Raw genomic sequence first — 14,160 nt, 5'->3', positions numbered from 1 at the left:
GTGGCCCTCTCCTGCGATCCCCCGCGCACCGCCGGGGCCGGCCCGGCCCCCGGCTCCGCCCCCGGGGAGCCGGACCGGCCGCGTTCGCGCAGGACGCCGGTGCTGACCGGCGCGCTGGCGCTCGTCCTGCTGCTCCTCGCCCTCGTCTCCGCCGGCGTGGGCGCGTACCGCATCCCCACCACCGACGTACTCGCCTCCGTCCAGCACCACCTGGGCCTCGGCGGCGCGCCCCTCGACCGTGTCGGGGAGAGCGTGCTGTGGAACGTACGCCTCCCCCGCGTCGCGCTCGCGGTGCTCGTGGGCGCCGCCCTCGGCTGCGCGGGCGCCCTGATGCAGGGGGTGTTCGGCAACCCGCTCGCCGAACCCGGCGTGATCGGCATCTCGGCGGGCTCCGCCGTGGGCGCGGTCGCCGCGATCGGACTGGGCCTCGGCTTCCTCGGGAACTGGACCGTCACCGCATGCGCCTTCGTCGCGGGGCTGGTCACGGTCGGCGCCGTCTACCTGCTGTCCCGCAACGGCGGCCGCACCGAGGTCGTCACCCTGATCCTGACCGGCATCGCCGTCAACGCCTTCGCGGGCGCCCTGATCGGCCTGTTCGTCTTCTTCGCCGACAGCGGCCAGGTCAACCAGATCACCTTCTGGCAACTCGGCTCCCTCGCCCAGGCCACCTGGCCCAAGGTGCTCGCCGTCCTGCCCTGCGCGCTCGCCGGACTGCTCGCCGCGCCCTTGTACGCGCGCCGCCTCGACCTCCTCGCCCTCGGCGAACGCCCGGCCCGGCACCTCGGGATCGACGTCGAACGGCTGCGCCTGGCCCTGATCCTGGTCGTCGCCCTGCTGACGGCGGCCGCCGTGGCCGTGGCCGGGGTCATCACCTTCGTGGGCCTGCTCGTCCCGCACCTGCTGCGGATGGCGAACGGCCCCGGACACCGCTTCCTGGTACCCGGCAGCGCGCTCGCCGGTGCCGTGGTCCTGACCGGCGGCGACCTGGCCGCCCGTACGGTCGCCGCGCCCGCCGAGCTGCCGCTGGGCGTGCTCACCGCCCTGATCGGCAGTCCGTTCTTCTTCTGGCTGCTGCGCCGCACCCGGCGCGGGCAGGGAGGCTGGGCATGAGCGCCCTCCGCCGCGGCCGGGCCGCCCTCTTCGGCCGCCGCCCGCGCACCGTGCCCGCCCGGCCCGCCGCCGGCGAGGTCCTGGCCCGGGCCGAGGACCTGCACGTGCGGCTCGGGGAGCGCGAGGTGCTCGCCGGGATCGGGCTGAGCGCGTACGCGGGCGAGGTGCTGGCCCTGGTCGGCCCCAACGGCGCGGGGAAGTCCACCCTGCTGGGGGCGCTGGCCGCCGATCTGCCCGCGCACTCGGGGACCGTACGCGTCGACGGGCGCCCGGTGTCCGAGTGGACGGCCCCCGAACTGGCCCTGCGCCGCTCGGTGCTGCCCCAGTCGGCCGCGCTGTCCTTCCCGTTCCCGGTCGCGGAGGTGGTCCGGATGGGCCGCGCCCCCTGGGCGGGCACCGACCTGGCCGGCGCCGACGAGGAGGCGGTGGCCGACGCGATGGCCGCCGCCGAGGTGACCGGTTTCGCCGCACGCCCCTTCTCCGCGCTCTCCGGCGGCGAACGGGCCCGGGTCGCGCTGGCCCGCGTACTGGCCCAACGGGCTCCGCTGATGCTGCTCGACGAACCCACGGCCGCCCTGGACCTGCGCCACCAGGAGCTGGTGCTGCGGGTCTGCCGGGAGCGGGCCGCGGCCGGGGACGCGGTGGTCGTCGTCCTGCACGACCTCGGGCTGGCGGCGGCGTACGCGGACCGGGCCGCCGTGCTGCACGACGGCCGGATCGCGGCGGCCGGGCCCCCCTCGGAGGTCTTCGGGGACGGACTGCTGAGCCGGGTCTACCGGCAGCCGGTGGAGGTCTTCCCGCACCCCCGCACCGGGACCCCGCTGGTGGTCCCCGTGCGGGAGGAGGCCAAGGGAGAACCGGCCGGTAACCTTTCCGGCCCGCTGAACGCCGACGGCGACTTGACCCGCGCTTGACCTTCGCTTGAGACGGTCATGGAGGGGCCGTGACGGGCTCGTGTCCGGGACCGGAAGGTGAGAGCTGAATCACTGGACGAGCGGGTATCGGTCAGGTAAGCCTCGGTTAAGTTAGGTCCGCCTCACCGAGCCTCGCCGAGGCTCAACCAGCCTCCACCCCCGCCAGGAGCCCCCATGCGCCCCGCCCGTCTCACCGTCCTCTCCGCGGCCGCCGTCGTCGTCGCACTCACCGCCGTCACCGGCTGCGCGGACAAGAGCGACGACAGCGGCTCCGGCGCCATCAAGGTCAACGCGACGGACAGCGCCTGCGAGGTCTCCAAGACCGAGTTCCCGGCCGGCAAGGTCTCCATCGAGGTCGAGAACAAGGGCTCCAAGGTCACCGAGCTCTACGTCCTCTTCCCGGACGACCGCATCGTCGCCGAGCGCGAGAACATCGGCCCCGGCACCAAGGCCACCATCACCGCCGAGATCAAGGCGGGCGACTACGAGTTCGCCTGCAAGCCCGGCATGAAGGGCGACGGCATCCGCACCAAGGTCAAGGCCACCGGCCAGGGCGGCGGCGACAAGCGCAGCCCCGAGCTGGACGCCGCGGTCGCCTCGTACCGCAAGTACGTGCAGGAGCAGGCCGACGAGACGCTGCCGAAGGCCAAGGTCTTCGCCGACGCCGTCAAGGCCGGCGACCTGGACGCCGCGAAGAAGGCCTACGCCCTCTCCCGTCTGGGCTGGGAGCGCACCGAGCCGGTCGCCGAGTCCTTCGGTGACATCGACCCGAAGGTCGACGTCCGCGAGGACGGCCTGGAGGCGGGCCAGGACCCGGCCAAGGACTGGACGGGCTGGCACCGTCTGGAGAAGTCCCTCTTCCAGGACGGCAAGATCGGCGACGAGGACAAGAAGCTCGCCGACACCCTGATCACCGACCTCACCGAGTGGCAGAAGAAGGTCGGCCAGGCCGAGATCACCCCGACCTCGATGGCCAACGGCGCCAAGGAGCTGCTCGACGAGGTCGCCACCGGCAAGGTGACGGGTGAGGAGGAGCGCTACTCCCACACCGACCTGGTCGACTTCAAGGCCAACCTCGAAGGCGCCCAGAAGGCGTACGAGCTCCTCAAGCCGACCGCCCAGAAGAACGACGCCGAGCTCGTCAAGCAGCTCGACACCCAGTTCGCGTCGCTGAGCACCCTGCTGGACAAGTACCGCGCCGACAAGAACGGCTACGAGTTCACCTCCTACGACAAGGTCGGTGACGCGGAGCGCAAGGAGCTCTCGGACGGGGTCAACTCCCTCGCCGAGCCGCTCTCCAAGCTCGCCGCAGCGGTCGCCAAGTAGTACCGGGATCCAGGCAGAGGCGGGAGAAACAGCATGACCGACCAGGTGTCGCAAGAGTCCTCCACCGGCGCGGGTACCCCCTCGCGGCGCTCCGTGCTGGGCTGGGGCGGAGCCGGTCTCGCGATCGGCGCCGCCGCGGCCGGCGGCACGGTCGCCGCGCTGGGCGGCGGCTCGGACATGGCCCCGGCGGCCTCCGCGGGGGCGGCGGTGCCGTTCCACGGCGAGCACCAGTCCGGCATCGCCAGCGCCGTCCAGGACCGGCTGCACTTCGCGGCCTTCGACGTGAAGACCAAGAGCCGCGACGAGCTGGTCCAGCTCCTCAAGGAGTGGACCGCCGCGGCCCGTCTGATGACGGCCGGCCTGCCGGTCGGCGACGCCTACGAGGGCCTGCCCGAGGCCCCGCCGACCGACACCGGCGAGGCCCTGGGCCTCAAGCCCTCCCGCCTCACCCTGACCATCGGCTTCGGGCCGGGCCTGTTCGCCAAGGACCGCTTCGGCCTGGAGGGCAAGCGCCCCGAGGCCCTGGTGGACCTGGAGGCCTTCCCCGGCGACAACCTGGACCAGGCCCGCTCCGGCGGCGACCTGTGCGTCCAGGCCTGCGCCGACGACCCGCAGGTCGCGGTGCACGCCATCCGCCAGCTCGCCCGCATCGGCTTCGGCAAGGTCGCCGTCCGCTGGTCGCAGCTCGGCTTCGGCAAGACCTCCTCGACCACCCCGGACGCGCAGACCCCGCGCAACATGATGGGCTTCAAGGACGGCACCCGTAACGTCTCGGGCACCGACACCGCCGCCCTCGACAAGCACGTGTGGGTCGGCGCGAACGACGGCAGCGCCTGGCTGACCGGCGGTTCGTACCTGGTCGCCCGCCGCATCCGGATGCACATCGAGACCTGGGACCGGACCTCCCTTCAGGAGCAGGAGGACGTCTTCGGCCGCGACAAGGGCGAGGGCGCGCCGGTCGGCAAGTCCAAGGAGCGCGACGAGCCGTTCCTGAAGGCGATGAAGCCGGAGGCCCACGTGCGCCTGGCGCACCCGGACTCCAACGACGGGGCGACGATCCTGCGCCGCGGCTACTCCTTCACCGACGGCACGGACGGACTGGGCCGCCTCGACGCGGGCCTGTTCTTCCTCGCCTACCAGCGCGACGTCCGCAAGGGCTTCATCCCGATCCAGCGGCAGCTGGCGAAGAACGACGCGCTCAACGAATACATCCAGCACGTGGGTTCGGCCGTCTTCGCCGTCCCGCCGGGCGTCCGCGACAAGGACGACTGGTGGGGCCGGACGCTGTTCGCGTAGTCCCCGCCGGAGAGGAAACGCCGTGTTCGGCAACTATCTGATCGGCCTGCGCGAAGGCCTTGAGGCCAGCCTGGTCGTCTGCATCCTCGTCGCCTACCTGGTGAAGACGGAGAACCGGGCCGCGCTGCGTCCGGTGTGGCTCGGCATCGGCATCGCCTGCACGATCTCGCTGGCGTTCGGCGCACTGCTGACCTTCGGCACCCAGGAACTCACCTTCGAGGCCCAGGAGCTCCTGGGCGGCAGCCTCTCGATCATCTCGGTGGGCCTGGTGACGTGGATGGTCTTCTGGATGAAGAAGACCGCACGGCACCTGAAGGGCGAGCTGGAGGGCAAGCTGGACGCCGCCCTCGCGATGGGCACCGGCGCGCTGGTGGCCACCGCCTTCCTGGCGGTGGGCCGCGAGGGCCTGGAGACGGCGCTGTTCGTGTGGGCCTCGGTCCGCGCCAGCGGCGAGGGCTCCTCGGCCCCGCTGATCGGGGTGCTGCTGGGCATCGCGACGGCGATCCTCCTGGGCTGGCTGTTCTACCGGGGCGCGCTGAAGATCAACCTGGCGAAGTTCTTCAAGTGGACCGGCGGCATGCTGGTGATCGTGGCCGCGGGCGTGCTCGCGTACGGCGTCCACGACCTCCAGGAGGCCGGCTTCCTGAACGGCCTGCACGACAAGGCCTTCGACATCAGCTCGGCGATCCCGCCAGACAGCTGGTACGGGGTCCTGCTCAAGGGCGTCTTCAACTTCCAGCCGGACCCGACGGTCCACCAGCTGGTGGTGTGGTCCCTGTACCTGGTCGTCGTCCTGGGCCTGTTCCTCCTGCCGGCCCGCGCCAAGGCGGCCCCGGCTCCGAAGGAACCGACCCCGGCCCGCGGCTGACGCCCGTCCGCCGTCCCGCCCGACGCCCGGCCACCGGCCGGGCGTCTCGCGTTCTCCGCTACCAGAGCCGGTCGACGGTGCCCGGATGGAGCGGGATCCTGGTCCCGGTCCAGGCGGCCCGGTCCGCTTCCCCCTCCGCCCCCGGGGCGAAGAAGGCGGCCAGCACCTCCTTGTCGAAGCCCGGCCCGTCGGTGGGCAGCGGTTCGGCCGGGGTGCCGCCGACGAGCACGCTGCCGGGCAGCCGCTCGAAGCCGGCCCGCTCGTAGAACGGCACCAGCGGCCGGTCGCAGCTGAACAGGGCCACGTCCACCGCCGGATCGGCGGCCAGCTCCGCCCGCGCCCCGGCCACCAGCCGGCTCCCGAGCCCCCGCCCGCACCACTCGGGCCGGGTCACCACACCGCTCAGCCCGGCGGCCCGGCGGACCCGCCCGCCGCACGGGACCTCCTTGTACAGCAACGTCAGGCAGGCCCCGACCGTGCCGTCCCCGTCCACGAGCAGCAGCGTCCTCGGCCGCAGCGCGGGGTCGTGCCCGAACCGGCTCCCGGGCCACACCCGCCCCTCGATCCCCGCCACCTGACGGGCCAGCCCCCCGGGCAGCTCCGCCTCCGGGTACGCGAGCAGCCGCAGTGCGGAAGGCGGCGGCCCGGCGCGATGTGCGCCCGTGTCTCCAGTCGTCATGACGGGTCCAACCGGAATGCGGCCCTACACATTTCACGCACCGCCATCCGCCCCCCGCTTTGCCCGGCCTTTATTCACGGACACCGTTACCGAAAACCGGCGCCGGACCACCGGGAAGCCTGCGGCGGCCCGTCGTTCCGGGCCGATCGACGGACCGTCCGTTCAAGGTTGATCTATATTGGTCCGGGCCGTCTGTCCTTTCGACCACAAAAAAGGGCAGTTGGAACCGCGCGCCGAGGGGGGTAACGATGCGTGGTCGCACGGGGTAGAACCGATATCCCCGCGATGAACATGGCCGAATTCGATGGGCCTGTCCGTGACTGCCGTCGTACGACGTGTTCCCGGACCGGGTCTCGCGAGTCATTCCCCGCCGCCTCCACCCCTCCACCGCCGACGTGTCCGCGCTGGTGACGGGGCCCGGCCGGCTGTTTCCTCGCGGTGCGTCTCCAGGCCCGGACCGGACAACTCGACGAATGGCTTGTACGTGCAGAACGGCATACTCAGGGCCCACGGTGCCACCGCCACGGGCGAACCCGCCGACCAGGGACCGGGGTCCGTCGGCCTGTCCGTGGTCATCCCCGCCTACCGGGAGGAAGACCGTCTGGGGCCCACCCTGGACGTCGTCCGGGCCTACCTGGACTCCCACGTCGGCACCGGTACGGAGGACTGGGAGGTCATCGTCGTCGACGACGGCTCCCCCGACCGGACCGCCACCGTCGCCCTGAAGGCCGGTGTGGACGAACACCGCATCCGGCTCGTGCAGTCGGAGCAGAACCGGGGCAAGGGCAGCGCGCTGCGGCTCGGCGTCGCGGCCTCGCTGGGGCGGCGCGTGCTGATCATGGACGCGGACCTGGCGACTCCCATGGAGGAGCTCGCCCGGCTGGAGAAGGCCCTGGCCGACGACCCGAAGCTCGACGCCGCCATCGGCTCGCGCGCCCACCGCGACTCGGCCGTGGAACGCCAGCAGAGCGCGCTGCGCGAAGTGCTCGGCTGGGTCGGCAACCGGGTCATCCGGCTGGTCGCCGTCCGCGGGATCCGCGACACCCAGTGCGGTTTCAAGCTGTTCGACGGGGACCAGGCCCGCGCGGCCTTCGGGGCCGCCAAGCTCGACGGCTGGGCCATCGACGTGGAGATCCTCCAGTACTTCCGCCGCAAGGGGTGGCCGGTCGCCGAGGTCCCGGTCCGCTGGGCGCACCAGGACGGTTCCAAGGTCCAGCTCCTGGACTACCTGCGCACGCTCGGCGAACTGATGCGCCTGAATGCCGGCGGCATCGTCGTGGCCGCGCTGTACCTGCTGGCCTCCCTCTACCTCTACAAGGGGTGGTGGGGGGATCTGGACGGGTCGATCCTCGCCCATTCCCTCCAGGACCAGAATCAGTGGGAATGGTTCTTCGGGGTCACCGCCGACAATGTCGCGCACCTGCGGAACCCCCTGTTCACCGACTTCCAGAACATGCCGGACGGCGTGAATCTGATGGGGAACACGGTGATGCTCGGACTTTCGGTCCCGTTCACCCCGGTCACGCTGCTCTTCGGCCCGACCGTCACGCTGGCCCTGGTGTTCACCCTCGGCATCGCCGTGACCGCCTGGTCCTGGTACTGGCTGATCCACCGCCGCCTCACGGAGAGCCGCTGGGCGGCCGCCGTCGGCGGGGCCCTGGCCGCCTTCGCGCCGCCGATGGTCTCGCACGCCAACGCCCACCCGAACTTCGTCGTGCTCTTCATGATCCCGGTCATCATCGACCGGGCGCTGCGGCTGTGCGAGGGCAAGAACGTCGTCCGCGACGGCGTGCTGCTCGGGCTGTTCTCCGCCTACCAGATCTTCCTCGGCGAGGAGCCGTTCCTGCTGGCCGCGATGGGCATGCTGATCTTCGCCCTCGTCCACGCGTACTTCGACCGCGCGACCGCCCGCGCGGCGCTGCGGCCGCTGGCCAAGGGGCTGGCGATCACGGCGGCCGTCTCCGTACCGCTCGTCGCCTTCCCCCTGTACTGGCAGTTCTTCGGCCCGCAGAGCTACCACTCGGTGCTGCACGGCGAGGGCGGGGCCGGCAACCCGCTGCGCGCCCTGACCGAGTACTCGGCCCGCTCGCTGTTCGGCAACGCCGAGACCGCGGGCAGGCTCTCGCTGAACACCACCGAGCAGAACGCCTTCTACGGCTGGCCCCTGCTCGCCCTGGCTACCGGGATCACCCTCTGGCTGTGGCGGCTGCCCGTGGTGCGCGCCCTCGGCATCACCGCCCTGGCCACCGCCGTGCTCTCCCTGGGTCCCCGGGTGGAGATCGACAAGTTCGGCCTCACCGTTCCCGCGCCCTGGCGGGTCCTGCGGCACCTGCCGCTGCTCGAATCGGTCATCGAGAGCCGGGTCGCCATGGTGTGCGCGCCCGTCTTCGGCATCCTGCTGGCCCTCGCCCTCGACCGGATCGTGGGCTTCCGCGCCCGCGAGCACCGCGTGGTCGGGTACCTGGCCGTGGCCGCCGCGCTGGTGCCGGTCCTGCCGCTGCCGCTGGTCACCGAGGAGCGCGACCCCGTACCGGCCTTCATCGCCCGGGGCCTGTACGAGGACTACCTCAAGGACGGCCGGTCCCTGGTCCCGGTGCCGCTGCCCGACCCCCGCTACGCGGCCTCCCTGCGCTGGCAGAGCGGCACCGGCTTCGGGTTCAAGCTGGCCGGCGGCTACTTCAACGGGCCCGACGGGCCCGACCGCGTCGGGATCTACGGTGCCAGGCCCCGGATGCTGTCCACCCTGCTGCGCGACATGCGCTGGGGCGCCGTCCCGCCGCCGGAGGTCACCCCGCAGATGCGCGACGAGGCCCGCGGGGACCTCGCCCACTGGAAGGCCGGTCTGATCGTCCTCCCCGTCGAGCAGGAGCGCACCCCCGAACTGCGCGGCACCCTCACCTCGTTGCTCGGCAAGGAGCCGCAGAGGGTGGCCGACTGCTTCATCTGGCAGGTCGACCCCGTCTGACCCCGGGAGCGGTGCCGCGGGGCCGCAGCCCCTGCCGGCTGCGGCCCCGCCGCCGTTCCCGTACAGCCGTACGGCCGTGCAGCCGGGCCGTCAGGCCGTCAGGCCGTCAGCCGCGGCCGATGTACGGCATCGCCGTCGCCATCACCGTCGCGAACTGGACGTTGGCCTCCAGCGGCAGCTCCGCCATGTGCAGGACCGTACGGGCCACGTCGGCGGCGTCCATCACCGGTTCCACGGCCAGTCGGCCGTCCGCCTGGAGGATGCCGGTCTGCATGCGCTCGGTCATCTCGGTGGCCGCGTTGCCGATGTCGATCTGACCGCAGGCGATCCGGTACGGGCGCCCGTCCAGGGACAGGGACTTGGTCAGGCCCGTCATGGCGTGCTTGGTCGCGGTGTAGGCGACGGAGTTCGGGCGGGGCACGTGGGCGGAGATGGATCCGTTGTTGATGATCCGGCCGCCCTGCGGGTCCTGCTCCTTCATCGCCCGGAAGGCGGCCTGGGCGCAGAGGAAGGAGCCGGTGAGGTTGACGTCGACGACCTGGCGCCAGGCCTCGTAGGAGATGTCCTCCAGCGCGACCCCGGACGGGCCGAAGGTGCCCGCGTTGTTGAAGAGCAGGTCGAGGCGCCCGTAGTGGTCGCGGACCGCGGCGAAGAGCGCGGCCACGTCGGCCGGGTCGCTCACGTCCGCCCGTACGGGCAGGACGTCCGCGCCCGGCCCGGCGGCGGCGGCCGTGTCCTCCAGGGGCCCGGTCCGGCGCCCGGCCGCGGCCACCGACCAGCCCGCCCCGGCCAGGGCGAGGGCGACGGAGCGGCCGATCCCGGAGCCGGCACCCGTCACGACGGCGGTCTTCTTCAGCGGTGCGTTCATGGGGCCGCAGGGTACGTCACACCGCACGTCCGGCTCGGGACGTTCCGACAGCTGAGAGCATGGGTCGGTCAGGGGTGCGTACATCGGATGAGAAGACTGGAGTTCGGCATGTCGGAGAGAGGCCCCTCGGCGGCCCCCACGCAGGGCGCCGCCCCCGGATCCCCGCCCCCCTCGCCCGCAGCGGCCGTCCCCCTGACGGCCGCGCGCCGCACCGGTCTGCTGGTCACCTTCGTCCTGGGCGGGCTCACCGCGCTCCCCCCGCTGTCCATGGACATGTACCTGCCGGCGCTTCCGGAGGTCACCGACGCGCTCGGCAGCCCGGCCTCGACCGTCCAGCTCACCCTCACGGCCTGCCTCGCCGGCATGGCGCTGGGCCAGCTGGTCATCGGCCCGATGAGCGACAAGTGGGGCCGCCGCAGGCCCCTGCTCGCGGGCATGGTCCTCTACGTCCTCGCCACCGCGGTCTGCGCCCTCGCCCCGACCACCGAGCTGCTGATCGGCTTCCGCCTGGTCCAGGGCCTGGCCGGCGCCGCCGGAGTCGTCATCGCCCGCGCCGTCGTGCGCGACCTGTACGACGGGGTCGAGATGGCCCGGTTCTTCTCCACCCTGATGCTCATATCCGGGGCCGCCCCGATCGTCGCACCGCTCATCGGCGGCCAGGTGCTGCGCTTCGCCGACTGGCGCGGGGTCTTCGTCGTGCTCACGGTCGTCGGCCTGGCCCTGACCGTGGTGGTCTGGCGCAGTCTGGAGGAGACCCTGCCGCCCGAGCGGCGCCAGACCGGCGGCGTGGGTTCGGCGCTGCGGACCATGCGCGGGCTGCTCGGCGACCGGGTCTTCGCCGGGTACACCCTGGCGGGCGGCTTCGCCTTCGCCGTCCTCTTCTCCTACATATCCGCCTCGCCCTTCGTGATCCAGGAGATCTACGGGGCCTCCCCGCAGGCCTTCAGCCTGCTGTTCGGCCTCAACTCCGTCGGGCTGATCGTGGTCGGCCAGATCAACGGCAAGCTGCTGGTCGGCCGGGTCAGCCTGGACAAGGCCCTGGGTGCCGGGATCGCGACCATCACGGTGGCCTCGGTGGCGCTGCTGCTGATGTCCACCGGGGTGTTCGGGGAGGTCGGGCTGGTGCCCGTCGCCGCCGCCCTGTTCGTGCTGATGTCGGCGATGGGCCTGGTGCTGCCGAACACCAACGCGCAGGCGCTGATGCGCACCCCGCACGCCGCCGGCTCGGCGTCCGCCCTGCTGGGCACCTCCTCCTTCCTCGTCGGCGCGGCCGCCTCCCCGCTGGTCGGGATCGCGGGCGAGCACACGGCGGTGCCCATGGCATTGGTCCAGCTGAGCTGCTCGCTGCTCTCGGTGGGCTGCTTCCTCGGCATGTGCCGCCCCTGGCAGCCGCGGGAGCCGCTGACCGCGTGAGCGGACGCGGGGCCCGGCGCCGTAAACTTCGCTGGTGAACGCCTCCGCCCCCACCACCGCCGAGACCCTCCGCAGCGCCCTCGCCGGGCTGCTCGACGGACTCCCGCCGAAGCAGGCCGCGGCCGCCGTCGAGCGGCTGATCGCCAACTACCGGGGCACCACCCCCACCGACGCCCCCGTCCTGCGCGACCGCTCCGACGTTGCGGCGTACGCGGCCTACCGGATGCCGGCCACCTTCGAGGCCGTACGGGCCGCCCTGGACGGGCTGGCGGAGGCCGCACCCCAGTGGGTCCCGGGCTCGCACGTGGACGTCGGCGGCGGTACGGGCGCCGCGACCTGGGCGGTGGACGCCACCTGGGACGGCCCCCGCACCACCTCGGTGCTGGACTGGGCGGAGCCCGCGCTCGCCCTCGGCAGGGAACTGGCCGGGCGCTCCTCCTCCGAGGCGCTGCGCGGGGCCGACTGGCGCCGGGCCGTCATCGGCAGCGGCATCGGCCTCCCCGACGCGGACCTGGTGACGGTGTCGTACGTGCTCGGCGAACTCACCCCCGAGGCCCGCCGGGCGGTCGTCGCCGAGGCGGCCCGCGCGGGGCAGGCCGTGGTACTGATCGAGCCGGGCACCCCCGAGGGCTACCTGCGCGTCCGCGAGGCGCGCGAGCAGCTGATCGAGGCCGGGATGAGGGTCGCCGCGCCCTGCCCCCACGACGGCGCCTGCCCCATCGAGGTGGGCCGGGACTGGTGCCACTTCTCGGCGCGGGTCAGCCGCTCCTCCCTGCACCGGCAGATCAAGGGCGGCTCCCTCCCGTACGAGGACGAGAAGTTCAGCTACGTCGCCGCGACCCGCTTCCCGGTCACCCCGGTCCCCTTCCGGATCACGCGGAGGCCGCAGATCCGGAAGGGGCTCGTCCTGCTGGACCTGTGCGGTCCGGAGAGCGGCGAGGCGGCCGGCCTGACCCGGGCCACCGTCACCAAGCGCCACGGCGACCTCTACAAGGCGGCGCGCGACGCCGACTGGGGTCAGGAGTGGCCGCCGCCCACCGAGGCCCCGTAGTCCGGCGGGGTCACTGCTCCCGGGGCCTCAGTTCCTGGGTGCAGCACTTCACGCTGCCGCCGCCCTTGAGCAGCTCGCCCAGGTCCATCGGCACCGGCTCGAAGCCGCGCTCGCGCAGCGGTGCGAGCAGCCCGGCCGCGGCCTGCGGGAGCAGCACGTGGCGCCCGTCGGAGACCGAGTTCAGGCCGAAGGCCGCCGCGTCCTCGGAGTCCACGATCAGGGCGTCCGGGAAGAGCCGCCGCAGTACGGCCCGGCTGCCCGGCGAGAACGCCGGCGGGTGGTACATGATCTCGTCGCCGTCGAGGACGCACAGCGCCGTGTCCAGGTGGTAGTAGCGCGGGTCCACCAGGTCGAGTCCGATGACGGGGCGGCCGAAGAACTCCTGCGCCTCGTCGTGCGAGAGCGGACTGCTGCGGAAGCCGCGGCCCGCCAGGATGTAGGTGGCGGTGACGGCGAAGTCGCCCTCGCCCTCGTTGACGTGGGACGGCTCGTGGACCTCGGTGAAGCCGTTCGCCCGGAACCAGTCGAGGTGGATCTCCGCCTCGGCGGCGCGCTCGGGGTAGGCGAACCGGGCGCCGAGCACCCGGCCGTCGACGACGAGGGCGCCGTTCGCGGCGTAGACCATGTCGGGCAGGCCGGGCTGCGGTTCGAGGATCTCGACGGTGTGGCCGAGGGAGCGGTAGCGGTCCCTCAGGTCTTCCCACTGGGCGTGTGCGAGGGGCAGGTCCACCGGTTTCGTGGGATCCATCCACGGGTTGATGGAGTACGTGACCTTGAAGTGTGCGGGTGGGCACATCAGGTAGCGCCGGGGTGTGGCGTCTCTGCGCAAAGAAGGCTCCTCACGACTGCGGACTCACGTGCGTGCGTCTGTGGAAAGAATCGTCTCTCCTCAACGGGGGCCGCGCAGTGAACTGATTGGGTGGTTTACGGAATGGATGAAAGACGAGACGTCTCGCATTGATACGTTGGGCGCCATGAGCAAGTCCCCCGACGCCTCCCGCCGCAGCGAACGCTCGCGGCGCGCCATCCTCGACGCCGCACTCGCACTGGTGGGCGAGACCGGCTACAACAAGCTGACCATCGAGGCCATCGCCGCCCGGGCCGGCGTCGGCAAGCAGACCATCTACCGCTGGTGGCCCTCGAAGGCCGCCGTCCTGCTGGACGCCTCGCTGGCGCTGTCCGGGGAGGCGGCGGCGGAGAGCGAGTGGGCCGGCTTCCCGGACACCGGAGACCTGGCGGCCGACCTCAAGACGGTCCTGCGGGCCACGGTGGACCAGTTCCTCGACGAGCGGTACGAGGCACCCACCCGCGCCCTCACCGCCGCCGGTGCGACCGACCCCGAGCTGGGAGCCCGCTTCACCGGGCAGCTCCTCGAACCCCAGCTCGCACTGTACGAAGCCCGGTTGCGCACGGCCGTGGACGGCGGACTGCTTCCTGCGGACACCGACCTGCGCCTGTTGGTGGAGATGCTGGTGGGACCGCTGACGTACCGGTGGCTGCTGAGGACCGCGCCGCTCACGCACGCGCACACGGACGCGCTGGTGGACGCGGCGCTGCGCGGGGTGGGATACGTCACCACCCGCCCGGCCGCCGCCGGGGCCTGACCCGGCGGCGGAGAATATATGGCCGAATTCTGCGGTTATGGGAGGACCTCGATCGGGGGGTGCGGT

12 protein-coding genes are annotated in these 14,160 nt (G+C 72.5%); 9 read left to right on the top strand and 3 right to left on the bottom strand.

Annotated elements, in window-relative coordinates; translation table 11 throughout:
- The 5 genes from ACZ5D2_RS24745 (at position 1) to efeU (ending at position 5,514) form a co-directional block, all read left to right on the top strand.
- Positions 1 to 1,110 (top strand): FecCD family ABC transporter permease, encoded by a 1,110-nt coding sequence (locus ACZ5D2_RS24745; RefSeq protein ID WP_371678769.1) that lies wholly within the window; start codon positions 1 to 3, stop codon positions 1,108 to 1,110.
- On the top strand, positions 1,107 to 2,024 hold the full coding sequence (locus ACZ5D2_RS24740; RefSeq protein WP_371678768.1) for a heme ABC transporter ATP-binding protein: 918 nt from the start codon (positions 1,107 to 1,109) through the stop codon (positions 2,022 to 2,024). The genes ACZ5D2_RS24745 and ACZ5D2_RS24740 overlap by 4 nt, the downstream gene beginning before the upstream one ends.
- A gap of 174 nt (positions 2,025 to 2,198) precedes the next feature.
- A complete protein-coding gene (efeO, locus tag ACZ5D2_RS24735) occupies positions 2,199 to 3,350 on the top strand; it encodes an iron uptake system protein EfeO (RefSeq protein ID WP_371678767.1) in 1,152 nt (383 codons plus the stop codon).
- A 33-nt stretch (positions 3,351 to 3,383) separates the two neighbouring features.
- Positions 3,384 to 4,646, top strand: coding sequence for an iron uptake transporter deferrochelatase/peroxidase subunit (gene efeB, locus ACZ5D2_RS24730; RefSeq protein ID WP_371678766.1), 1,263 nt, complete (start codon positions 3,384 to 3,386; stop codon positions 4,644 to 4,646).
- A gap of 22 nt (positions 4,647 to 4,668) precedes the next feature.
- A complete protein-coding gene (efeU, locus tag ACZ5D2_RS24725) occupies positions 4,669 to 5,514 on the top strand; it encodes an iron uptake transporter permease EfeU (RefSeq protein WP_371678765.1) in 846 nt (281 codons plus the stop codon).
- Between the two features lie 58 nt (positions 5,515 to 5,572).
- Here the strand turns inward: efeU and ACZ5D2_RS24720 are convergent, their stop codons facing one another.
- Entirely contained in the window at positions 5,573 to 6,193 is a 621-nt protein-coding gene (locus tag ACZ5D2_RS24720; protein WP_371678764.1) for a GNAT family N-acetyltransferase, read from the bottom strand.
- Positions 6,194 to 6,677: 484 nt separating this feature from the next.
- Here ACZ5D2_RS24720 and ACZ5D2_RS24715 point away from each other — a divergent pair, with 484 nt between their 5' ends.
- On the top strand, positions 6,678 to 9,158 hold the full coding sequence (locus ACZ5D2_RS24715) for a dolichyl-phosphate beta-glucosyltransferase (protein WP_468932031.1): 2,481 nt from the start codon (positions 6,678 to 6,680) through the stop codon (positions 9,156 to 9,158).
- A gap of 106 nt (positions 9,159 to 9,264) precedes the next feature.
- Here the strand turns inward: ACZ5D2_RS24715 and ACZ5D2_RS24710 are convergent, their stop codons facing one another.
- Complete coding sequence (locus tag ACZ5D2_RS24710; protein WP_371678762.1) at positions 9,265 to 10,026, bottom strand: SDR family oxidoreductase; 762 nt, start codon at positions 10,024 to 10,026, stop codon at positions 9,265 to 9,267.
- A 108-nt stretch (positions 10,027 to 10,134) separates the two neighbouring features.
- Between ACZ5D2_RS24710 and ACZ5D2_RS24705 the strand changes: the two genes are divergently transcribed.
- Both ACZ5D2_RS24705 and ACZ5D2_RS24700 read left to right on the top strand, forming a co-directional pair.
- Positions 10,135 to 11,439: a multidrug effflux MFS transporter gene (locus tag ACZ5D2_RS24705; RefSeq protein WP_468932026.1), complete on the top strand. Its 1,305-nt coding sequence runs from the start codon at positions 10,135 to 10,137 to the stop codon at positions 11,437 to 11,439.
- A gap of 34 nt (positions 11,440 to 11,473) precedes the next feature.
- Positions 11,474 to 12,490, top strand: a complete 1,017-nt coding sequence (locus ACZ5D2_RS24700; RefSeq protein WP_468932024.1) for a small ribosomal subunit Rsm22 family protein — start codon at positions 11,474 to 11,476, stop codon at positions 12,488 to 12,490.
- A gap of 10 nt (positions 12,491 to 12,500) precedes the next feature.
- On the opposite strand, the gene ddaH is transcribed toward ACZ5D2_RS24700, so the two are convergent.
- Positions 12,501 to 13,319 (bottom strand): dimethylargininase, encoded by an 819-nt coding sequence (gene ddaH / locus ACZ5D2_RS24695; RefSeq protein WP_371678759.1) that lies wholly within the window; start codon positions 13,317 to 13,319, stop codon positions 12,501 to 12,503.
- Positions 13,320 to 13,464: 145 nt separating this feature from the next.
- Between ddaH and ACZ5D2_RS24690 the strand changes: the two genes are divergently transcribed.
- Positions 13,465 to 14,094, top strand: a complete 630-nt coding sequence (locus ACZ5D2_RS24690; protein WP_468932020.1) for a TetR/AcrR family transcriptional regulator — start codon at positions 13,465 to 13,467, stop codon at positions 14,092 to 14,094.
- The last annotated feature ends 66 nt before the right edge of the window (positions 14,095 to 14,160 follow it).

It is taken from the genome of Streptomyces sp. NPDC031479 (genome assembly GCF_055581065.1).
This window is presented reverse-complemented; position numbering and strand designations above follow the sequence as displayed.